At 68.3% G+C, this 20,712-nt stretch carries 16 protein-coding genes, 3 tRNA genes and 2 pseudogenes; 7 read left to right on the top strand and 14 right to left on the bottom strand.

Translation table 11 applies throughout. From position 1 onward, the window contains the following. A partial coding sequence (locus AB0F29_RS40860) for a biotin carboxylase N-terminal domain-containing protein (protein ID WP_361874531.1) occupies window positions 1-146 on the bottom strand: 146 nt, incomplete at its 3' end. 248 nt (window positions 147-394) lie between these two features. Next, window positions 395-1,234 carry a response regulator transcription factor gene (locus tag AB0F29_RS40855; RefSeq protein ID WP_361883905.1) on the bottom strand — a complete coding sequence of 280 codons (840 nt, stop codon included), beginning with the start codon at window positions 1,232-1,234 and terminating at the stop codon, window positions 395-397. Between the two features lie 393 nt (window positions 1,235-1,627). On the opposite strand from AB0F29_RS40855, the pseudogene AB0F29_RS40850 reads away from it, so the two are divergent. After that, window positions 1,628-2,525 (top strand): annotated as a pseudogene (locus AB0F29_RS40850) (hypothetical protein); the annotation flags it as partial. Between the two features lie 171 nt (window positions 2,526-2,696). Further along, window positions 2,697-3,335, top strand: coding sequence for a hypothetical protein (locus AB0F29_RS40845; protein ID WP_361883902.1), 639 nt, complete (start codon window positions 2,697-2,699; stop codon window positions 3,333-3,335). A gap of 1,239 nt (window positions 3,336-4,574) precedes the next feature. Here AB0F29_RS40845 and AB0F29_RS40840 read toward each other — a convergent pair. The 5 genes from AB0F29_RS40840 to AB0F29_RS40820 form a co-directional block, all read right to left on the bottom strand. Further along, the gene (locus AB0F29_RS40840) at window positions 4,575-4,793 is read right to left on the bottom strand and encodes a hypothetical protein (RefSeq protein ID WP_361883899.1); all 219 of its coding nucleotides are present in this window, start codon (window positions 4,791-4,793) and stop codon (window positions 4,575-4,577) included. Between the two features lie 11 nt (window positions 4,794-4,804). Continuing rightward, window positions 4,805-5,122 carry a hypothetical protein gene (locus tag AB0F29_RS40835; protein WP_361883896.1) on the bottom strand — a complete coding sequence of 106 codons (318 nt, stop codon included), beginning with the start codon at window positions 5,120-5,122 and terminating at the stop codon, window positions 4,805-4,807. A gap of 177 nt (window positions 5,123-5,299) precedes the next feature. Continuing rightward, window positions 5,300-5,962 carry a transposase gene (locus AB0F29_RS40830; protein ID WP_361883893.1) on the bottom strand — a complete coding sequence of 221 codons (663 nt, stop codon included), beginning with the start codon at window positions 5,960-5,962 and terminating at the stop codon, window positions 5,300-5,302. Between the two features lie 302 nt (window positions 5,963-6,264). Then, window positions 6,265-6,609, bottom strand: a complete 345-nt coding sequence (locus AB0F29_RS40825; RefSeq protein WP_361883890.1) for a hypothetical protein — start codon at window positions 6,607-6,609, stop codon at window positions 6,265-6,267. Then, entirely contained in the window at window positions 6,606-7,772 is a 1,167-nt protein-coding gene (locus tag AB0F29_RS40820; protein WP_361883886.1) for a hypothetical protein, read from the bottom strand. Before AB0F29_RS40820 ends, AB0F29_RS40825 begins: the two co-directional genes overlap by 4 nt. A gap of 205 nt (window positions 7,773-7,977) precedes the next feature. Here AB0F29_RS40820 and AB0F29_RS40815 point away from each other — a divergent pair. Continuing rightward, window positions 7,978-8,181, top strand: a pseudogene (locus AB0F29_RS40815) (transposase); the annotation flags it as partial. A 1,198-nt stretch (window positions 8,182-9,379) separates the two neighbouring features. Here the strand turns inward: AB0F29_RS40815 and AB0F29_RS40810 are convergent. The 5 genes from AB0F29_RS40810 to AB0F29_RS40790 form a co-directional block, all read right to left on the bottom strand. Then, window positions 9,380-9,775, bottom strand: a complete 396-nt coding sequence (locus AB0F29_RS40810) for an HAD hydrolase-like protein (RefSeq protein WP_361883883.1) — start codon at window positions 9,773-9,775, stop codon at window positions 9,380-9,382. Next, window positions 9,709-10,092: a hypothetical protein gene (locus AB0F29_RS40805; RefSeq protein WP_361883880.1), complete on the bottom strand. Its 384-nt coding sequence runs from the start codon at window positions 10,090-10,092 to the stop codon at window positions 9,709-9,711. The genes AB0F29_RS40810 and AB0F29_RS40805 overlap by 67 nt, the downstream gene beginning before the upstream one ends. Window positions 10,093-10,926: 834 nt before the next feature. Beyond that, window positions 10,927-11,000: transfer RNA gene (locus AB0F29_RS40800), tRNA-Ile, on the bottom strand. 234 nt (window positions 11,001-11,234) lie between these two features. Then, window positions 11,235-11,307: transfer RNA gene (locus AB0F29_RS40795), tRNA-Asn, on the bottom strand. 5 nt (window positions 11,308-11,312) lie between these two features. After that, window positions 11,313-11,385 (bottom strand) — tRNA-Asn (locus AB0F29_RS40790). 182 nt (window positions 11,386-11,567) lie between these two features. Between AB0F29_RS40790 and AB0F29_RS40785 the strand changes: the two genes are divergently transcribed. From AB0F29_RS40785 to AB0F29_RS40770, 4 genes are all read left to right on the top strand, one after another. Then, complete coding sequence (locus AB0F29_RS40785; protein WP_361883877.1) at window positions 11,568-11,873, top strand: YtxH domain-containing protein; 306 nt, start codon at window positions 11,568-11,570, stop codon at window positions 11,871-11,873. Window positions 11,874-12,002: 129 nt separating this feature from the next. Then, window positions 12,003-13,454, top strand: coding sequence for an FGGY family carbohydrate kinase (locus AB0F29_RS40780; RefSeq protein ID WP_018961141.1), 1,452 nt, complete (start codon window positions 12,003-12,005; stop codon window positions 13,452-13,454). 211 nt (window positions 13,455-13,665) lie between these two features. After that, entirely contained in the window at window positions 13,666-15,399 is a 1,734-nt protein-coding gene (locus tag AB0F29_RS40775) for an ABC transporter ATP-binding protein (protein ID WP_361883874.1), read from the top strand. Further along, a complete protein-coding gene (locus AB0F29_RS40770) occupies window positions 15,399-17,327 on the top strand; it encodes an ABC transporter ATP-binding protein (RefSeq protein WP_361883871.1) in 1,929 nt (642 codons plus the stop codon). Before AB0F29_RS40775 ends, AB0F29_RS40770 begins: the two co-directional genes overlap by 1 nt. A 17-nt stretch (window positions 17,328-17,344) precedes the next feature. Here the strand turns inward: AB0F29_RS40770 and AB0F29_RS40765 are convergent, their stop codons facing one another. Together AB0F29_RS40765 and dnaG are read right to left on the bottom strand one after the other, a co-directional pair. Beyond that, a complete protein-coding gene (locus AB0F29_RS40765) occupies window positions 17,345-18,436 on the bottom strand; it encodes an RNA polymerase sigma factor (protein ID WP_361883868.1) in 1,092 nt (363 codons plus the stop codon). 218 nt (window positions 18,437-18,654) lie between these two features. Further along, window positions 18,655-20,577: a DNA primase gene (dnaG, locus tag AB0F29_RS40760; RefSeq protein WP_361883865.1), complete on the bottom strand. Its 1,923-nt coding sequence runs from the start codon at window positions 20,575-20,577 to the stop codon at window positions 18,655-18,657. Between the last annotated feature and the right edge of the window lie 135 nt (window positions 20,578-20,712).

Genomic DNA, 20,712 nt, shown 5'->3' with positions numbered 1-20,712 from the left:
GCGAACGCCTCGTCGGCGGCCCGGACATGCAACGCGTCCCGGTCCGGCTCGGCGTAGACCGCGACACTCGCGATCCCCGCGTCCCGGCACGCCCGGGCAACGCGGACAGCGATTTCGCCACGGTTGGCGATGAGCACCTTGCGCACGCTGACTCCCTCATCCGGCTGAACGGACCGTCCCTAGAGAGTGCTTCGTGCTGTGGCGCGCCTCAAGCGGCGCGACTTCAGGAGTTCGGCAGGTTTACGCAGCAACGTGCGGCGTTCTGCGCAGAAGTTCAGGAGAACCTCAAAGCGCCTGCAGGAGGCCCGCCTACCCGGTGCGGACCGCTGCTGCTGCTGCGGCGGCCGCCGCAGCAGCAGCCGATCGAGCGGATCGACTCCGAGCCCGGGACTCCTCAGTCACCTCGACCGAAGCTGAATCCGACGCCCCTGACCGTGACGACCCAGTTCCTGTTCCCGAGTTTGTTCCGCAGACTGCTGACGTGGGTGTCGACCGTCCGCCGGGACCACGAATCACCCCAGACCTGGTGAATGAGGCGTTTGCGGGGAATGACGGTGTCCGGCTCGGAAGCGAGCAGGTACAGAAGGTCGAACTCCTTGCGGGTGAGCTCGATGCGCCGATCGTGCAGCGTGACCTTGCGCGTGTCGGCGTCGATCCTTAACGGTCCGTGGCTGATGGACCGGATCAGCGGCTCCTGAGTCTGGCTCCGCCGCATGACCGCCTCCACGCGAGCCATCAGTTCGCGGAAACCGTACGGTTTGACGAGATAGTCGTCGGCCCCCGCCTGCAGGCCGAGCACGCGGTCGAGTTCCGATCCCCGGGCGGTGACGATGATCACCGGGACGTCACACGTCGATCTGATTCCGCGACAGACCTCCAGGCCGTCGAGGTCGGGCAGTTCCAGGTCGATGAGGACGAGATCGACGTCCCCATAGCTCTGCAGTGCCTCTCCCCCGGTCGTCACGCTCTGGACGCTGCACCCCTGCCGCCGCAGCGCGCACACGAGCGCTTCCGCGTCCTTGGCACTCCTCTCCACGACGAGGACCCGCTGGGCCGTGACCGGGCGAGGTGTTCGTCCCGTCCGACCGCCTGCGGCCAGCGGGTCGGCGACGACCTCCCCCCGTTGTCGTGGTAGTAGCTTGTGAAGCTCCAGCAGTTCTGTCCGACGTTGTTCCATGGTGCCCCCGACCATCCAACGCGTGAGTCCAGGCTGCTCATAAAGAGCAACGATCATGGCAATCTACGAACCGCAGATCCGGTTTGTCAACGGCGTTCCAAAACGGCAACACGATCGACACATCCGCCCAAATGCCGGGATACACAGCGAAGTTGCCCGCGAGTAACAGGCTCGCCAACGGCGCGAGAACAAGCATCCGCGCCGATCGTCGGCCGTCGGAGCCCTCTGCCGCCCCCGCAAGGGCCCGAATACATACCCCCCGGTCTGTTTCCGTCCGCCATGAGAGGTTGAGCAGAGTACCGGGTGAGCGCGGAACGCCCTCCTTGACCGACCCCACGCACGGTGGCACTCGCGTCGAGACAGCGTACGCAGGACACTTGGTCCTGCCGCCGGGGGCACCGGTCTCCGGCTCCGGACGGCTTCAGGTGCAGCTCTCCGAGGGGGGCACACGTGCGGGACAGCCATCGGTCGGATGCGACAAGGCTGTTGGTGCGGGCCCTGGAGGAGGAGGCGCGCCGCGCGGGTGTCCGGACGGACTCCGGTGTGCGGGAACGACTGGGCTGCTGGCGCGGGCGCGGCCGGTGATCGGCCTCCGTCGCAGCGGCCCAGCCGGGAGAACCTGTCGACACCTCTACTGGTGAGGGGAGTTGCCGCCGTCGCCGCGTTCGGGACGGACCTGGCGTTCGGGACGGACCTGGCGTTCGGGACGGCCACCGGCCCCGCCCCGCCCTCGGTGCGGGCGCGGTCGTCGCGGTGGCCGGCGCCGCGACGACCATGGCGAAGGTGACCGCCGCCCACCGCCACGCTGCGGCGGCCGGACAGCCGGGCGGGGTCGAGCAGTTGCGTCTCCAGTGACTGACCGCGCTGGAGGTACGGGACATCCGCCCGTACCTGGACCAGCACCGGATGCTGGCCCCCGCCGCCCGCACCCCGGAGAAGTGGACCGTCCCGGTGGTACGGCGGTTGCGCGGCGGCGACCGCAGTGCGGCGGCCCGTACCCGGGTCGCACTGAAGCAGTCCTTCGGCCATCTGCCCAGCGCAGACGGGCTGTTCACCGGGAGCCGGGCCGAACTGGCACAGATCGCCCAGTGGGTGCACGCCGCCCGCGCCGCCACGCGGACCCGGCCGGCCGTCGTCGTGCTGCACGGCGAGCCGGGGTCCGTGTGCGCACCGCGCTCGCGGTGCGGGCGGCGCACCAGCTCAGGGACCGGTTCCGGGGCGCCTGCGTGGTCGACCGGCGAGGCCGGGACAGCGGGGAGAGCCCGTTGCCGACCCGGGGCGCCCTGCTGCACCTCCTCAACCGCCTCGGCGCCCCCGCGAGCAGCTCCTCTTCCGGGACGGGACCACGCCCGGGGCCCCCGCGACGACCGGTCCCGCGCAGGCGGCGTACGGGAAGTCCGACGCTGTCCCAGCCCCTGCGTTCCGATGTTCGCTCAATACCTTGACGCCGCAACACTGACTCAGTAAGAGAGTGGGGCACCGCATCGGACGCTGGTGCTACCGCGGGGGGGGTAACGGGGTGTTTGACCTCACGATCGCGACACTCGGCACAATAGGCGTATTGGTCGGCATAGTCGCCGGAATCATCACCATTATTCTGGAGGCGCGGCGGATCCGTTGGCCGGCCTGGATCTCAGGCAAGAAATGGTGGAAGGCCATCCTGGTCTTCGTGGTGGTGGGCGCGATGGCCACGGGGCTCACGATCAGCGGGTACCTGCTGGCCCAACGGACAACCACGACAGAGGAGTTGGGTGGCGTAGACCTGAGCGGCTACTGCACCTCGTACGGATTCAAGGGGACCCAGGGGATGGGCTGCCAATCCCTGATCGACCTGGGAGATGCCTGCGACAAACGGTTCGACAGGGATGGCGACACCATGAAGTTCACCGAGCCCGACGACCCGAACACCGGCGTGTGCGTCACGGCTTCCGGGCGTAATACGGAGATTGGCGTCGACAACCTGCCGGAGTACTGCCGCGACAAGTACAAGCAGACGCACAAGGTCAAGGCCCTGTCCAGTCCGCCGCACAAGTGGATTTGCCGTACTGCTGTCGATCCGACACTGGTATGCAGCTGGCACTACCAGTCCCGCGATGCGGTGGGGCGGAAGGACGACGTCGACGAGCAGTGGAAGTGCTATGAGGAGAAGCGGCTCTGAGCCGCGGGACCCGGGCCGGAACGGTTCACACGCGCAACGATGATGCGTACGGAGGCGCCGTTGCTCATCTGATCCTGGACCGGCGGTAATGATCTCGGCCTGGTCGCCTGCAGCACGCGGGGTCTGCACGGCTTCACCCTCCTTCCCCCGCCGACCACGTAGTGGTGCTTCGCCAGGTTCTGTGTCTGGTTCGGTTGCGGGGCAGGCGGGTTGCAGGTGGTACAGGTGCCGCCCCAGCCTTTCAGCAGGCCTTGGAGGAGGTCCAGGACCTGGTAAGGACTCAGGCCGATCCGTCTCGTTTGGTGCCCGTACCGGTCGACGGTCGTTGTGATCGATTCGTGGCCGAGGCGAGCCTGAAGACCAGGTCCGTCGGCTTCTTCCCCAAGCAGCGCCGCTGGAAGAGCTGCACCTGTTCCGAGGTGAGAGCGAGAGTCCGTCGCGAGTTCTTCGCCTTCGGGGCGCCGAGGAAAGTCCCGCCTTCGCCGCGCCACTTCCAGGTCCTGCGGTGGGTCGGTGCAGCGTTCGTGCAGCGAATCCCGTGGCCCGACTAGCCTCTTGACGGCGTTTCCGCAGGTCGCGACGTTTCTGCTGTGGTGGGGCGGGTGGAATCGAACCCATAGGAGTGACGGCTCTCATCTGCGACGATGCCGAAACAACGGAAATAGTCACCCGTTTCCACCCGGCTGCGTCCCCCTCGATCCGGCTCGATCCGACTGGAACGGGGGACCGTGCAGCGTTCACTGCACGGTCCCTCGTCACTTCAAACGGCCCTCGATGCGTAGGGCGGAGCCACATTCGAGGGCACCGAATCACCCCGGGCTGCGGCGAGCTTCGTGAGTTCCCTGACGCCGTTACCAACCCAGGGCGCGGCTACGTTCCGTAGCGGGCGGGCCGACGACGACAGCATCGGGTCATGACGTCGCCAGGGGGGGCGACGTTCGGAAGAATGCCGCGCGGGTGCGGATCAGCAGTGTGCTGCGGACGACGCCCTCCCTGCATCAGCTCGCCGTCGGTGCGCTCCGCCTGGCAGGGCGGGACAACATCACAGAGGCCCTATGCCGTCGCGGACGGGATATGACCCGGCCGCGGACGGCCTCGGACTCACATGACCATTCCCAACCGGGCTCGATAGCGACGCAGTTGTGGGGCGCTGCGGCCACGCCCCCTTGCGGACCGGGGCATACGCGTCTCGCGAGTTCGGCCGCGCCTGCCACAATCGCGGCCGGTCCGTGGGCGTGCTCACTGTTCGGCAAGTCGGTAGGTGGCGCTGTCCGGCTCGATCTTCACGATGACGCCTGTTGCGGCAAGGTCACGGAGGGCTTCGCGGGCTCGTTTCCCTTGCTGCCGTTGATCGCCGTCACCGTGACCTGCGTCGCGGAGCGCGGTCACGGCGCGCCGGGTGTCCCAGGTGCCGCCGAAGGCCCTGATGGGCTTCTCCAAGATCTGCGCGATGGTCACTGGCGCGGTCCTTACTGCTCGGCGCGGTGATACTTACGCTTGTGATTGGCGATGCTCTCCACCGTTCCTCGATAGCCGGGCTCGCTGGAGCACTCGCGACACTCCTCCCAAACGCCGGCATCGACCGCAGCGCGGCTGACGGAGTGGTGGGGGCCATAGCCGTGGGTGTGGAGGAACTCGGGTACGGAAGAGCCATACTTGATGGCGATGACGGCGGCTTCGGCGACCTTGTCGTGGCCAGGGGCGAAGAACTTGCCGAGGCCGACTTCCTTCTCGCAACCGCACCAGCACGTGCCGGTGGGGATGAGGCGAAGCTTCTTCTCTGTCATGGGCCGAGCATGCCCATCCCTTGCATTGATCACAAGGGTTTCACCCAAGGATTGCCCCCAAGGGTTACTTCTCATCCAGGACAGCAACTGCCCACATCTAGAACGCTCTTGCACCCAGCCCTGCCCCTGCCCCTGCCGGGCAACTGCGGGGCTTTAAGGGGGCGTATTGAGTCGTGATCATGTGGCTCGGGTGAGGTCTTTGATCCAGATCGTGGAGGCCCGGAGGTGGAGTCCGGCTTGGTAGCTCTCGGGGGTCTTGTCGTAGCGGGTCGCGATGCCGCGCCAGGCTTTCATCTTGTTGATCAGGCGCTCGACGGTGTTCCTGGTCTTGTAGAGCTCGGTGTCGTGGCTGGGCGGCCGGCCGCCTCGGCGGCCCTTCCTCTTCCGGTTGGCGGCCTGGTCCTTCTTCTCCGGGATGACCGCCTTGATGTGCCGTTCGCGCCGGTAGGCGCGGTTACCCTCGGCGGCGGCCTTCTCCAGGTCGGTCAGGACCTCGTCATCCAGGTGCATCCCGGCACCGTCGTGGTGGGCCCGGACGGTGGTGGAGTCCACGCTGGCCAGCGACAGATCCACCTCGCACCGCTTCGCGGCCTCGGCGGTCAGTCCCTCCAGCAGGGCCTCGAAGACGCCCGCGTCCCGCCACTGGCGGAAACGGTTGTGGACGGTCGGCCAGGGCCCGAACTCGGCCGGCATCTCCCGCCACTGCCCACCCGTTCCGAACCGCCAGATCACGCCCTCGAACTGCTGCCGCAGCCGCTCGGGATACGGGCCGTACTCGCCGATCGGCAGGTACGGCCCGATGAACTCCCACTCCGCATCCGTCAGTTGCACCCGTGTCATACAAGACGGTCTACCGGATCCGCCCTCGACACGAGGGCGAACCCCGCAAGTTGATCACGACTGGATACACGCCCTAACAGCAACGATCGCGCTTCTTGCGAGGGAATGGTCGGCGACGCACTGACCACGTGTCAGAACGCAGGCGACGTCGGCACCGCGATCGGAGTAGGCTTCATCATCGCTCTCTGGGTAGCCGTGGACATCATTCTGGGCATCACCTACGGCGTCTACCGCCTCGCCCGCAGGCAGCGAGCGTGACGTGACTCACCGCCTCGGCGGCAGCGGCAATGGTGTCGCTGAATTCATTCGCCGGGCGAGGGCGGATTGGGCATTTCCCAGATGCGGCTGAATACGTCGGCAACCTGGGGCCAGACCAGCTGACGAGCATCTTCGACCGAGTCGACCTCATTGGCCACGGGCCCGAGGACAACGAACTCGTGGGGGATGATTCTGCCGGCCCTGTCCTTACGTCCCAAGGGATCCGGGAAGCGCAGCGCCCCCTTCTCGGCGACGCGCCGCCAGACCTCCGGCTCGTCCCCGACACCCGAGAAGACGTCGTCGTAGACCTGGAGCGGATCCCCGAATCCCCCGTCACGGAGAAAGCGGAAACCCCAGGTCCGCCCACGTGTGGCCCAGATGAGGCTCACTTGACGCTCCTCAGAAACACCTGCTCCTCTTCTCCCCTTTCCAGGTCCATCCGGAAGCGGGTCAACGTGGCGGTGAGATGGTTCTGTTTGGCCATCGCTTCAGAGTTGATGTTTTTGAGTTTATCCCCTGCCACCTTGGCCGCCTCGTTCAAGACTTCCTTCGAGAGCACGAGGCCAACGACGCTACGCAAAAGACCTACCGCACCAGGCAGCTTGACCTTGCTACCGACCAGCGCAGCGGCCAAAGCTCCCGCCCCGCCCAGCAGACTCTCCGCCACCTTCACAGGGACTTGTTTCAACTGGGCCCATCGGACGTGGCGCTCGAATGGAAGCATGGCGGCAAGCGGGAGGATCAACTCCAGGCCGACGCGCTTGGTCACCTCAATCTTTTCTGCACCGAACTTCGCTGACGAAAGCAGCACGAAGTCCTCACCCACGGACAACGCGTCGCTGGCCTCCACCAGCCCTGCGATCACCTCATGCAATTCGACCATGTCATCGCCGGCCTTCTCCACAAGGAGATCCCTGAACTTGAACACGTCCAGGTTCGGCAGCAGATCGGACTTTGACAGTGCCATGATCCAGATACGCGGAAACTCGACGAGCGGCTTGCCGTCCTTCAGTAGATCACTCTTGATCGACAGCAGGCCGTTACGGAAATTACTCAGCAGCGACCTCAGGTACCGCTCTTCCTGTCCGGCGTTGTCCAGCAACCGCTGACCGTCCACCAGCAGGAGAGCGACATCAGAGCCCAGCAAGGACATGAACGTGTCGACTCTGCGTTGGGCCTCCTCCGGCCCACTCACGTCCTCCTCGAACCACTCACCCGGGTAATCGTGCCAGACAAGGCGCAGGGCGTCGAAAGGCTTGGCCTTATTGGCCTTGGCGTCGGACCCGTCCTTCAGTCTGACCGAGAAAGAATAGGACGTGGCGGAGAAACGGTTACTTGCGGGCAGTCGCGCCGACTCCCTCATGCCAAGGTAGTTGCGATGCAGCCGAGTGCCCTGTCCCATTTCGTCCGCCACGACATGGAACAGACTCTTCTGCAGGTACTGAGGCTCCTGCGTGGCTCCATAGAAGGAGGAGAGCATGACGGTCTTCCCGCTGCCGCTCTCGCCGAACACGGCAATGTGCTGCTCCAGCGCTGCTTTCTTTACTTGCATATGAGGAGCATACTGAGGTCCCCTCGCAGCGTGAAGGCCGTGACTGCAGGGGGATTCTGTGGGCGGTTCGTGATTCTTTGAGGGGTTCTGGCGTCGCCTGGTGGGGTGAGCGAAGCCGGAAGGTGCCGGTCCGGAGTCGGTGGGCTGGGGAGTGAGTGAACGCAAGCTGTCCCAGAGCGACTTATCTGACGAGCAGTGAACGTCGATCGAGCCGGTGCTCACGGCCTGGAAGGCCCGGCATCGCTCTGTCAGTGGGCATCAGGGGCGTTATCCGATGCGGGAGATCGTGAACTCGATCCTCTACCAGTCCCGGACCGGCTGTCAGTGGGCCCTGTTGCCGAACGATCTGCAGCCGAAGAGCGCGACGTACCACTACTTCGCCGTCTGGCGCAACGACGGTACCGACCAGTAGATCCATGAGCTTCTGCGCTGCCAGGTGCGGGAGAGGAACCGGCCGTTAGAGGACCCGCAGTATCCGCCTCGATCCCCGGCAGCGGCATTGCGGTGCAGTACGTACCGCACGACGCGGGGTCAGCCGTGCTCTGGCACGAGCAGTACGACCGGTTCCTCACCCGCATGCAGAAGGCCCTGGGCAGGTCCGGCGACGAATGCCGGGCCGGTCGGCACGAGAACCGCCCGTCGCGATTCCAGCTCGCGGCGTGGCCCGAACGGAGCTCTGCCAACGCCGCTATCTGAGCGTCAACAGCGGCTCAACGCAAGGTAATTCGGTGCTGCCCACCCTGGAAGTTCGCGTGTCAGCGTGCAGACGAGACGATGAGCCAATGCCAGGACTGTCCTCCGTGACGGGTGTCCAACTCGTCGATCGTCTCCCAGCCCTTCATCCAACGACCGCGACTGTGGAACTTCGCCCGGCAGGAACACGTACAGAAGGGTCCAAGCGCGTTCTTGCAGCGGGCGTTGCACCTCTCGCCAGGGTTGTACTGACGTCCCACCATGATCCGGTCATGACGCCGCAGCATCTGATTGGCCAGGTGAAGGAAGTGCAAGCTGGGGACCGTCCAACAACCCCAATTGCCGTCGTGTGTGGCTCCAAGGCTGCCGGAGACCATCGCGTTGATCTTCTCCTGATGGTCCCAATCGGTGTGGCGTGGCAGGTAGATTCCGACGGCTCCGGATGCGCGGAGGGCAACTGAGGGAGCATGGGCCTGCCCCCACTCAGGAAGCCACGGTGGGGCCTGGACGTAGACACGCTCCGGGAGCTTGTACTCCTGCGCGACAGGGGCGCGCTGACGTCCCTCATCGCGTCTGCCGCCGTTGACGGGCCTGGCGTTCTCGGCGGCGGGGAGACCGGATGCGAAACAGGCGAACGGACTGTGCGGCCTCGTGTGCGCAGCGACTCCGCCGGGGGCGTCGACAGTGATGCGCTGGCCGCATGAACGGCATATATGGTTCTCGGCCAACGAGGATCCCCCACTGTCCCGCTCGGACAAGCCAATCAGGGCCAGAGTACGCCCGCCCCTTGCCCAGGGGACCTGAAACTGCGTTGAACTCCCTTCTCCCACAGCGTTGGCACAGACCCAGCTTCGTACGCCATCCCGTGCTCAGTGCTGTACCGAACTCACGCACCCGCGCGCTATTCGAGGCGGTCAACCGGCAAGGCCTCGGATCGAGTCGACGACCCGCCGCTGGTCGGTCAGATCCTCCAGCACGAGATCGGCGCCAGCCGCCGCCAGTTCGTCGGCCCAGGTCGTCCCGGACACCACTGCGATGACTGAGGAGCCGCCCTCTCGGCCGGTGCCTACGTCTTCAAGCGAGTCTCCGATGATCACCGTCTCGGATCGGCCGAAGCTCTGGGCCGTGAGTGCCTCGGCCCGCTTCTGCGCGATGCCGACCAGGGAGGGGCGGTGCATGTCTTCCGAGGCGTAACCGCCGATGTCCGTATGGACGTGCCGGGTCAGGTCGAAGGCGGCGAGCTTCAGCAGTGCGTTGGGCTTGAAGTTCCCGGTGACGATCGTGGGCAGGAACCCCGGCTCGTCATGCACCGCTCCCAGCGCGGCGACTGCCCCGGCAAGAGGACACCGTCGCGTCGGATGTCGTCGATGCGGCGGCGCTGGGCCTGCGGCAGGAGCTCGACCGGGGTCGGCAGCAGGGAGGCCGCCTCGTCCTCTGCGATGCCGTTCTCCACCAGCATGCGCAAGATCGCCAGGGGCATCGTCGTGCCGGTGCCCCGCTTGGGGAGGGTTCCGGCGCTGCGACCGGTGAGCTCGTGGTACGTATCCCGGTAGGCCTGCCGGTCGATGTCTCCGACGTACAGCAGTGTTCGGTCGATGTCCCACAGCACGAGAACCTGTCCGCTCACATCTTGTTTCCGTCCTCGCCAGATCCGCCTCCGCGTCCTTAAGGTCCTGAGCGTACGGGGCGGGATCGGGCGTCGAGTTCGGCGGCGAGGGTGTGCAGATGCTCGTCGAGGTGGGCGACTGGAGGACGCCGGCCATCGCGAGTGCCTGGTGACCCGTCGCCGGTGCGGAAGTGCGCGGTGGACTCGCGGGTGAGGGCGAGGGCTCGGGTGCGCCGTTCGTCGAGGGTTGAGTGTGCTCCGGGCCTTCTGGAGGGAGACGAGCGCCCCGCCGGGTCGTCGAGTTCGAGGCGGCAGCTGCCCGCTTGTCCGCGTATCTCGCCCTCGTTGATCCAGTCCGGGTCGTGCTCGCCACCGGCCCGACCGGCCCACCGCCGGGGAGCGCGGTACACACGAGTTGCCGTACGCGCGAGCACGAGGAACAACCCAGGATTCTCCGTCCCCGCCCGGCGGATACCGGAACGGGTCCGACCGTGTCAGCGCGCCCCGCTCGATCAGAGCTCCGCTGCGGAGCAGCAGGCGTCGCGCCGATCAGAAAGCCGAAGAGCGTCGGCTTGGCCGGCACGGAACAGACTGGGTACAGCAGAGTGCCAGCGGAAACGCCCTACGGGGTGGCGGTCGTGGACAGAGCGACAAGCCTCCCTCGACGGCCGTGGGACCGTGCCATAACGCTCCTTCAGGCAACCGCCGCGAAGGCCAGGTCAGACGCATCAAAAGTGCGCCAGCAAGCTGCGACAGCGAGCCAGTACCGCACGGCGCGCGGCTAGTACCGCACGGAAATCCGCCGCAAAATCCGCGTTTCCCCAGGTCAGAACGATTCTGCCTGGGGACGCTCGGTGGGGCGGGTGGGACTCGAACCCACGGCCGACGGATTATGAGTCCGCTGCTCTAACCGGCTGAGCTACCGCCCCGTTTCGGCGTGGCGCGTACAAGTGTGCGCACCGTCTGCCGCAGCATAGCCGGTCATACGATCTCTCGCTTCGGATGGCCGACTTCATCTGATCTTGAGACGGCGCTGCGTGCTGCCCGGTTGCAGGGGAGATCAAGGAGACCCGAAAGAGTCACTCCGAAGCTCCCTCGGGAGCCCCGGGAACGCGTCGGCCGGGCACGCGAAAGAGGACCCCGAAGGGCCCTCTTCCGTTCCGCTCCCCCGACTGGACTCGAACCAGTAACCCTCCGGTTAACAGCCGAATGCTCTGCCAATTGAGCTACAGGGGATCGCGCTCCCCCGACTGGACTCGAACCAGTAACCTGCCGGTTAACAGCCGGCTGCTCTGCCAATTGAGCTACAGGGGATTGCTGCGTCGCTGCGAAATCGTACCTGCCTGGCGGCTGCCGGGCGGCGCGCGTTCGCTGCGACACATACATTAGCGCAAGCAGGGGGGTGCTCCGCCAATCGGTATCGCCCGGGGTGATCTCGGGTGGTCGCGGGTAGGCGGGCTGCACACGTCGCACCAAGCGTAGGAAGGGTGGCAGCCATGCGGTACCGGCTCACGTTCATCGCCGGAGTGGCCCTCGGTTACGTGCTCGGCACGCGAGCCGGGCGCGAGCGTTACGAGCAGTTGAAGAAGTCGGCCCGGCAGTTCACGGAGAACCCCGCCGTGCGCAACGCCGCCGAGAGCGCCGCGCACAGCGGACGGGACTTCGCGGGCAAGGCGTACCACTCGGTCAGCGACAAGGTCGGGGACAAGGTGCCCGCCTCCGTCGCCGAGCGGGTCCGGTCGCTGCGGGACCGCAGCAGTCAGAACGGCTTCGAGGACGACTGGGGGACCACCAATACGTAGGTCGTGTCCGCGGAAGCCTCGTCCGGCCCGAGGGCGGACGAGGCTTCCGCGGACACTCCCCAGGGTCCGGGGCCTCGTCGCGTACGGCGGCGGTTACGGGAAAGTCGCGGGGTGCGGCAGAATCTCCCCATGGGCATAGTCGCGGGGTTGGACAGTTCTTCCGCCTTCACTCACATCGTCGTCTGTGACACGGACTCGGGCGCCGTGCTCCGGGAGGGGTACGCCGCCCATCCGGTCGAGGCCAAGGCCACCGAGGTCGATCCGCAGGCCTGGCTGCTCTCGCTCGGCGAGGCGGCCTCCGGCGGGCTGCTCGAAGGCGTGCAGGCCATCGGGGTCTCCGCGCAGCAGCACGGGCTCGTCCCGCTGGACCAGCAGGGCAACCTCGTGCGCCCGGCCCTGCTCGGCAACGACCGGCGGGCTCAGGTCGCCGCGGCCGATCTCGTCGACGCGCTGGGCGGGCGGGGGGCCTGGGCGGAAGCCGTCGGGGCCGTGCCGGGGGCCGCGCAGCCGGTGGCGAAGCTGCGCTGGCTGGCGCGGACCGAGCCGGAGAACGCCCAGCGGGTGGCCGCCGTGCTCCAGCCGCACGACTGGCTCGTGTGGCAGCTGCTGGGCCGGCCCGCCCGGCGGACCACGGACCGGGGCGCGGCCTCGGGCACCGGCTACTGGTCGGCCGGGTCCGCCGCCTACCGGCCCGATCTGGTCGAGCTGGCCCTCGGCCACTCCGCCGGGCTGCCCGAGGTGCTCGGCCCCGCCGACTCCGCCGGGATGACCCCGGAAGGGCTGCTGATCTCCGCGGGCACCGGCGAGACCATGGCCGCGGCCTTCGGGCTCGGGGTCGCGGTGGGCGACGCGGTGGTGTCGCTGGGGGCTTCCGGGTCCGTGATGGCGGTGCACCACGAGGCGCTCGCCGACCCGAGCGGGATGATCACCTCGTTCGCCGACGCCACCGGGATGCACCTGCCGGTGGTGCACCTCTCCAATGCCGTGCGTGCGCTGCGCGGGACCGCCGAGATGCTGGACGTGGAAGGGCTGGAGGAGCTGTCCGCGCTGGCGCTGAAGTCGACGCCGGGGGCCTCCGGGCTGGTGCTCCTGCCGTATCTGGAGGGCGAGCGCACCCCGCGGCTCCCGCACACCGCGGGCACGCTGAGCGGGCTGCGGCGCGAGTCGATGAAGCCGGAGCATCTGGCGCGGGCCGCGTTCGAGGGGATGCTGTGCTCGCTGGCCGACGCCCTCGACGTACTGCGGGGACGTGGGGTGGAGGTGCGGCGCGTCTTCCTGCTCGGCGCCGCCGCCGAGCTGCCTGCCGTGCAGGCCCTGGCTCCGGCGGTGTTCGGCACCCAGGTCGTGGTGCCGCAGCCCGCCCAGTACGCGGCGATCGGCGCGGCCCGGCAGGCGGCGTGGGCTCTCGGGGTCTCGCAGGGCTCCCTCGATCCGCGCACTCCCCCGGCCTGGCAGGGTGCGGCGGCCCAGGTGCTGGAGCCCGGTGACGAGCTGGCGGTCGGCGGCGCGGTGCGTCAGCAGTACGCGGCGACCCGGGACCAGATCCACCCCGGGGCCTTCGGCGGCGCGCACCCGGCGTAGGCCGGCCCGCACCCGTACGCCTCGCACCCGGTGCACAACCGGGGCAGGCCCGTCCGGCGCGCGCCCGGAGTGCGTCCGTGGCTCCGTGCGCGGGGCGTCCCTCCGCCCGCTCCAGGTTTGACCTGGCCTTGGCGAAAAGGGTTCGCTCTCGGAGTACGGCGTACGCGAAACTGGGGCGGCCTCTGCCTTCCGCCGATTCCGAGAGACCCGCGTGCTCATAAAACTCCTGCGGACCCATCTGGGCCCGTACAAGAAACCCATCGTGCTGCTGGTGTTCCTCCAGCTGCTCCAGACCTGCGCCACGCTGTATCTGCCGAGTCTGAACGCCGACATCATCGACAACGGTGTCGTCACGGGCGACACCGGCTACATCCTGGAGTTCGGCGGTCTGATGATCGCCGTCAGCGTCGTTCAGGTGCTCTGCAACGTGGGGGCCGTGTACTACGGCGCCCGGACCGCCTCCGCGCTCGGGCGCGATGTGCGGGCCGCCGTCTTCGACCGGGTGCAGTCCTTCTCGGCGCGTGAGCTCGGGCGCTTCGGGGCGCCCTCGCTGATCACCCGGACCACCAACGACGTCCAGCAGATCCAGATGCTGGTGCTGATGGCGTTCACCCTGATGGTGTCGGCCCCGATCATGTGCGTCGGCGGCATCATCATGGCGCTCGGGCAGGACGTGCCGCTCTCCGCGGTGCTGCTGGCGGTCGTGCCGGTGCTCGGCGTCTCGGTCGGTCTGATCGTGAAGAGGATGCGGCCGCTGTTCCGCACCATGCAGGAGCGGCTGGACTCGGTGAACCGGGTGCTGCGCGAGCAGATCACCGGCAACCGGGTCATCCGCGCCTTCGTCCGGGACGGGTACGAGGAGAAGCGGTTCCGGGGCGCCAACACCGAGCTGACCGATGTGTCGGTGGCGACCGGGCGGCTGATGGCGCTGATGTTCCCGACCGTGATGACGGTGGTCAACCTGTCGTCGGTCGCGGTGGTGTGGTTCGGCGCGCACCGCATCGACAGCGGCGGGATGCAGATCGGCGCGCTGACCGCGTTCCTCGCCTATCTGATGCAGATCGTGATGGCCGTGATGATGGCCACGTTCATGTTCATGATGGTGCCGCGCGCCGAGGTGTGCGCCGAGCGCGTCGAGGAGGTCCTCGGGACCGAGTCGAGTGTGGTGCCGCCCGTCGCCCCGGTGACCGAGCTGCGGCGGCACGGGCATCTGGAGGTGCGGGGCGCCGAGTTCCGCTATCCGGGCGCGGAGGAGCCGGTGCTGCGGGCCGTGGAGCTGGTGGCCCGGCCCGGGGAGACGACCGCGGTCATCGGGTCGACGGGCAGCGGGAAGTCGACGCTGCTCGGGCTCGTACCCCGGCTGTTCGATGTGACGGACGGCGAGGTGCTGGTCGACGGCGAGGACGTGCGGACGCTCGATCCGGTGCTGCTGGCGAAGACGGTGTCCCTGGTGCCGCAGAAGCCGTACCTCTTCTCGGGGACGGTCGCGACGAACCTGCGGTACGGGAATCCTGACGCCACCGACGAGGAGCTGTGGCACGCGCTGGAGGTGGCGCAGGCCAAGGAGTTCGTCGAGGCGCTGGAGCACGGGCTCGACGCGCCGATCGCGCAGGGCGGCACCAACGTGTCCGGCGGTCAGCGGCAGCGGCTCGCCATCGCCCGGACGCTGGTGCAGCGCCCGGAGATCTATCTGTTCGACGACTCGTTCTCCGCGCTGGACTACGCGACCGACGCCGCGCTGCGGGCGGCGCTGGGACGGGAGACGGCCGGGGCGACGGTGGTGATCGTGGCGCAGCGGGTGTCCACCATCCGTGACGCGGACCGGATCCTGGTGCTGGACGAGGGCCGGGTCGTGGGGACCGGCACCCATCACGAGCTCATGGACGGCAATGAAACCTACCGGGAGATCGTGCTCTCCCAGCTGACGGAAGCGGAGGCCGCGTAATGGCCGGTCCGGGTGGACGGATGATGGCCGGGGGTGCGCCCACCGACCGGTCGATGGATTTCAAGGGGTCGAGCAAGCGGCTGCTGAGGCGGTTCGGCCGGGAGAAGACCTCGTTGTGGCTGATGCTGGCCGCCGTGACGGTGAGCGTCGCGCTGTCGGTGGCCGGTCCGAAGATCCTCGGGAAGGCGACCGACCTGATCTTCGCCGGTGTGGTCGGGCGCGGAATGCCCGAGGGCACGACGAAGGCGCAGGCGATCGAGGGGCTGCGGGAGAAGGGCAGCGGCTCCATGGCCGACATGCTCTCGGGGGTGGACTTCACCCCCGGCGAGGGCATCGACTTCGGGGCGGTGGGGAACGTCCTGCTGGTGGCCCTGGTGATCTATGTCGGGGCCGGGCTGCTGATGCTGGTCTCCACGCGGCTGTCGATCCGGGTGATCAACCGGATCGTGTTCCAGCTGCGCGAGGACCTCCAGACGAAGCTGGCGCGGCTGCCGCTGTCGTACTTCGACCGGGCCAAGCGCGGTGAGGTGCTGAGCCGGGCGACGAACGACATCGACAACATCTCGCAGACGCTCCAGCAGACGATGGGGCAGCTCATCAACTCCCTGCTGACGATCGTCGGCGTGCTGGTCATGATGTTGTGGATCTCGCCGCTGCTGGCCCTGGTCGCGCTGGTGACGGTCCCGTTGTCGGTGGTCGTGGCGACACAGGTCGGTAAGCGGTCGCAGCCGCAGTTCGTGCAGCAGTGGCGGGTGACGGGGACGCTCAACGCCCACATCGAGGAGATGTACACCGGGCACACCCTGGTGAAGGTCTTCGGCCGGCAGGAGGAGTCCGCGCGGGACTTCGCCGAGCAGAACGAGGCGCTGTACGAGGCGGGGTTCAAGGCCCAGTTCGCGAGCGGGCTCATGCAGCCGCTGATGTTCTTCATCTCGAACATCAACTATGTGCTGGTCGCGGTGGTCGGCGGGCTCCGGGTCGCCTCGGGCACGCTGTCGATCGGTGACGTGCAGGCGTTCATCCAGTACTCGCGGCAGTTCTCGATGCCGCTGACGCAGGTCGCGTCGATGGCGAACCTGGTGCAGTCCGGCATCGCTTCGGCGGAGCGGGTCTTCGAGCTGCTGGACGCCGAGGAGCAGGACGCGGATCCGGAGCACGGCGAGCGCCCGGAGCGTCTTGAGGGCCGGGTCTCGCTGGAGAAGGTGGCCTTCCGCTACGACCCGGAGAAGCCGCTGATCGAGGATCTTTCGCTGAGTGTGGAGCCGGGGCAGACGGTCGCGATCGTCGGTCCGACCGGGGCCGGCAAGACGACGCTGGTCAACCTGCTGATGCGGTTCTACGAGGTGACCGGCGGGCGGATCGCGCTCGACGGGGTCGACGTGGCGAAGATGTCCCGGGACGAACTGCGGTCCTCCATCGGCATGGTGCTCCAGGACACCTGGCTGTTCGGCGGGACGATCGCGGAGAACATCGCGTACGGCGCTTCGCGCGAGGTCACCCGGGAGGAGATCGAGGAGGCGGCCCGGGCGGCGCACGCGGACCGGTTCGTCCGGACGCTGCCCGACGGGTACGACTCGGTGATCGACGACGACGGCTCCGGGGTCAGCGCGGGCGAGAAGCAGCTGATCACCATCGCGCGGGCGTTTCTGTCCGACCCGGTGATCCTGGTCCTCGACGAGGCGACCAGCTCGGTGGACACCCGGACCGAGGTGCTGATCCAGAAGGCGATGGCGCGCCTGGCCCACGGGCGTACGTCGTTCGTGATCGCGCACCGGCTCTCCACGATCCGGGACGCGGATGTGATCCTGGTGATGGAGAGCGGCTCGATCGTCGAACAGGGCACGCATGAAGGGCTGTTGGCGGCCAAGGGTGCGTACGCACGGCTGTATGCCGCCCAGTTCGCCCAGGCGCTGGCCGAGGTGGACTGAGGCGTCGGCCCGGTGGATCAGTCGAGGTAGCCGCGGAGTTGGTCGGCGAAGGCGTGGTCCCGCAGCCGCTTGAGGGTCTTGGACTCGATCTGGCGGATGCGTTCGCGCGTCACGCCGAAGATCCGGCCGATCTCCTCCAGGGTGCGGGGCCGCCCGTCCTCCAGGCCGTACCGCAGCTGGACGACCTTGCGTTCGCGTTCGCCGAGGGTGGAGAGCACCGCCTCCAGGTGTTCGCGCAGCAGGAGGAAGGCGGCGGACTCGACGGGCGATGCGGCGTCGCCGTCCTCGATGAGGTCGCCGAAGGAGACGTCGTCCTCCTCGCCGACGGGGGCGTGCAGGGAGACGGGCTCCTGGGCCAGGCGGAGGACTTCGGTGACGCGCTCGGGGGTCAGGTCCAGTTCGCGGGCGACGTCCTCGGCGCTGGGCTCGACGCCGTGTTCCTGGAGCATCCGGCGCTGGACCCGCACCACGCGGTTGATCAGTTCCACGACATGGACCGGGACGCGGATGGTGCGGGCCTGGTCGGCCAGCGCGCGGGACATGGCCTGGCGGATCCACCAGGTCGCGTACGTGGAGAACTTGTAGCCCCGGGCGTAGTCGAACTTCTCCACGGCCCGGATCAGGCCGAGGTTCCCCTCCTGGACCAGGTCGAGCATGGTCAGCCCGCGGCCGACGTAGCGTTTGGCGACGGAGACGACGAGGCGGAGGTTGGCCTCGATCAGGCGGCGTTTGGCCGTGCGGCCCATCACGACCAGCCGGTCCAGGTCCCCGGCGAGGCGGGAGTCGAGGTCCGGGGTGCCCGCGAGGCGTTCCTCGGCGAAGAGCCCGGCCTCGACGCGGCGGGCGAGTTCGACCTCCTCGGCGGCGGTGAGCAGCGGGATGCGGCCGATCTCGCGCAGATACTGCCGGAAGAGGTCGGAGGTGGGGCCGCCGGAGTCCGCCCGGTTCCGTGGCTCCGGGGGGTCGGGGAGGTGCGTCGCTTCCACCATGACTGCCTCGGGTGCGTATCCGGGCGGTCCGGCTGTGGTCTCCGGGTGGTGCAGGGACCTGTTCTGCGCCGGGATGGCCGCCATGGTCTCGGTCGTGGTCGTCACGGTCCGGGTCTGCACGGGGGCGACCTCCAGGTGATCGCTGCCGGATGACGGGGGGTGGAGGTCTGTCCGGCCCCGAGGTGCTCTCCTGCGGGCCGGTGTGCTCCGATGACTCAGACATTCCCCAGTGTGGGGTACGACACACGACTGTCACGAGGGGCGTGCGGGGACTTTCTGGTTCCGATCCGTCACCGGACGGTTACCCGCGTCGGCCGCGAGTCGGCTCCGACGGCCGCTCAGAGGGCGGCGGCGCCGTGGGCGCGCAGGGACTGGGCGTACTGCTGGAGCACCCAGACCTCGTTCTGCGCGGCGGCCAGGTCCTGGGGCGCCACGTGGCTGCCGAGGCGGGCGAGGCTGCCCTGGACGTCGTTGATGCGGCGGTCCACGGCGCGCAGCCGGACCTGGACGAGCTGCATGCCGGCGTACGTCTCGTCGATGGTCTTGCCGATGAAGACCTCGACGGCGAGCTCGGTGACGAGGCTGCGGACGGTGTTGTCGGGGGCGGCGTCCATGACGGCGACCAGATACTCGCGGTTGTCGGCGAGGCCCTGTTCGGCGCCGCCCGCCTGCTCGATGCACTGGCGCACGGCGGCGTAGGGCGGGGCGGTGAACTCGTCCACGCCGTAGGCGTCGAAGGCCGGGGAGACAAGGGCGGGCTTCTGGAGGGCGAGCTTGAGGAGCTCGCGTTCGGTGCGGTGTGCGGGGCTGCGGAGGTTGAGCGCGGGGCCGGAGAATCCGGCGGCGGGCGCGGGCTGCTGCGGGGCTCCCCCGCGCATGCCCGGGGCTCCGCCGCGCCGGCCGCCGCGCTCCCCGTGGTCGCCGCCCTTGTCGCGGGCCCAGCGGGCGAGCTGGGCGACGCGGTGGACGACGAACTCCTGGTCGAGGATGCCGACGAACCCGGCGAGCTGGACGGCGACCTCGCGCTGCACGCTGCTCGTCTTGATCTTGGCGACGACGGCGGCGGCCTCGTCGAGGGCGGCGGCGCGGCCGGCCGGGGTCTCCAGGTCGTACCGGCCGACGATCTGGCGCAGGGCGAACTCGAAGAGCGGGGTGCGCGGCTCGACCAGGTCGCGTACGGAGTCGTCGCCCTTGGCGAGCCGCAGGTCGCAGGGGTCCATGCCGTCCGGGGCGATGGCGATGTACGTCTCGGCGGCGAACTTCTGGTCGTCCTCGAAGGCGCGCAGGGCGGCTTTCTGTCCTGCCGAGTCGCCGTCGAAGGTGAAGATGACGCGGGCGCTGCCGTTGTCCATGAGGAGGCGGCGCAGGATCTTGATGTGGTCGTTGCCGAAGGCGGTGCCGCAGGTGGCGATGGCGGTGGTGACGCCGGCGAGGTGGCAGGCCATGACGTCGGTGTAGCCCTCGACGACGACGGCGCGGCTGGCCTTGGCGATGTCCTTCTTCGCCAGGTCGATGCCGTACAGCACCTGGGACTTCTTGTAGACCGGAGTCTCGGGGGTGTTGAGGTACTTCGGGCCGTTGTCGTCGTCGCGGAGCTTGCGGGCGCCGAAGCCGACGATCTCCCCGGCGGTGTCGCTGATGGGCCACATCAGCCGGCCGCGGAAGCGGTCGATGGGGCCGCGGCGGCCGTCCTGGGAGAGGCCGGAGGTGATCAGTTCCTTGTCGCTGAAGCCCTTGCCGCGCAGATAGCGGGTGAGGTGGTCCCAGCCGGCCGGGCTGTAGCCGACGCGGAAGTGGGCGGCGGCGTCCTGGTCGAAGCCGCGCTCGGCGAGGAACTTGCGGCCGATCTCGGCCTCGGGGCTCTCCAGTGCGCGGACGTAGAACTCGGCGGCGGCCTGGTGGGCCTCGATCAGCCGGATGCGTTCGCCGCGCTGGTGGGAGGGGTTGTAGCCGCCCTCCTCGTAGCGCAGGGTGATGCCCGCCTTGGCGGCGAGGCGCTCGACCGTCTCCGAGAAGGAGAGGTGGTCGATCTTCATCACGAAGGCGATCGTGTCGCCGCCCTCCTGGCAGCCGAAGCAGTGGAACAGGCCCTTGCCGGGGCTGACCTGGAAGGAGGGGGACTTCTCGTCGTGGAAGGGGCAGAGGCCCTTCAGGTTTCCGCCGCCCGCGTTGCGCAGCTGGAGGTATTCGGACACGACGGAGTCGATCGGGACCGCGTCCCGTACCGCCTTCACGTCGTCGTCGTTGATCCTGCCAGCCACGGGTGAAGTCTACGGGTGGACGCCGACAGCCGGACGCGCGGCGGGTGGCAGCCGCGTGGCGAGCATCGCGGCGAGGCCGGCGACCAGCGGGGCCGCGATCGCCGGGAGCAGCACCTTGGTGACGACGGTGCCGCC

It is taken from the genome of Streptomyces sp. NPDC026589 (assembly GCF_040638385.1).
Lineage (GTDB): Bacteria > Actinomycetota > Actinomycetes > Streptomycetales > Streptomycetaceae > Streptomyces.
Note: the sequence above shows the minus strand (reverse complement) of the source record. Positions and strands in the feature narration are given on the sequence as shown.

Coding starts and splice junctions, on each gene's coding strand:
- AB0F29_RS40820 (WP_361883886.1), bottom strand. CDS start 7,772: ATGCAAGTAAAGAAAGCAGCGCTGGAGCAGCACATTGCCGTGTTCGGC.
- AB0F29_RS40770 (WP_361883871.1), top strand. CDS start 15,399: ATGGCCGGTCCGGGTGGACGGATGATGGCCGGGGGTGCGCCCACCGAC.
- AB0F29_RS40780 (WP_018961141.1), top strand. CDS start 12,003: ATGGGCATAGTCGCGGGGTTGGACAGTTCTTCCGCCTTCACTCACATC.
- AB0F29_RS40855 (WP_361883905.1), bottom strand. CDS start 1,234: ATGATCGTTGCTCTTTATGAGCAGCCTGGACTCACGCGTTGGATGGTC.
- AB0F29_RS40830 (WP_361883893.1), bottom strand. CDS start 5,962: ATGACACGGGTGCAACTGACGGATGCGGAGTGGGAGTTCATCGGGCCG.
- AB0F29_RS40785 (WP_361883877.1), top strand. CDS start 11,568: ATGCGGTACCGGCTCACGTTCATCGCCGGAGTGGCCCTCGGTTACGTG.
- AB0F29_RS40835 (WP_361883896.1), bottom strand. CDS start 5,122: ATGACAGAGAAGAAGCTTCGCCTCATCCCCACCGGCACGTGCTGGTGC.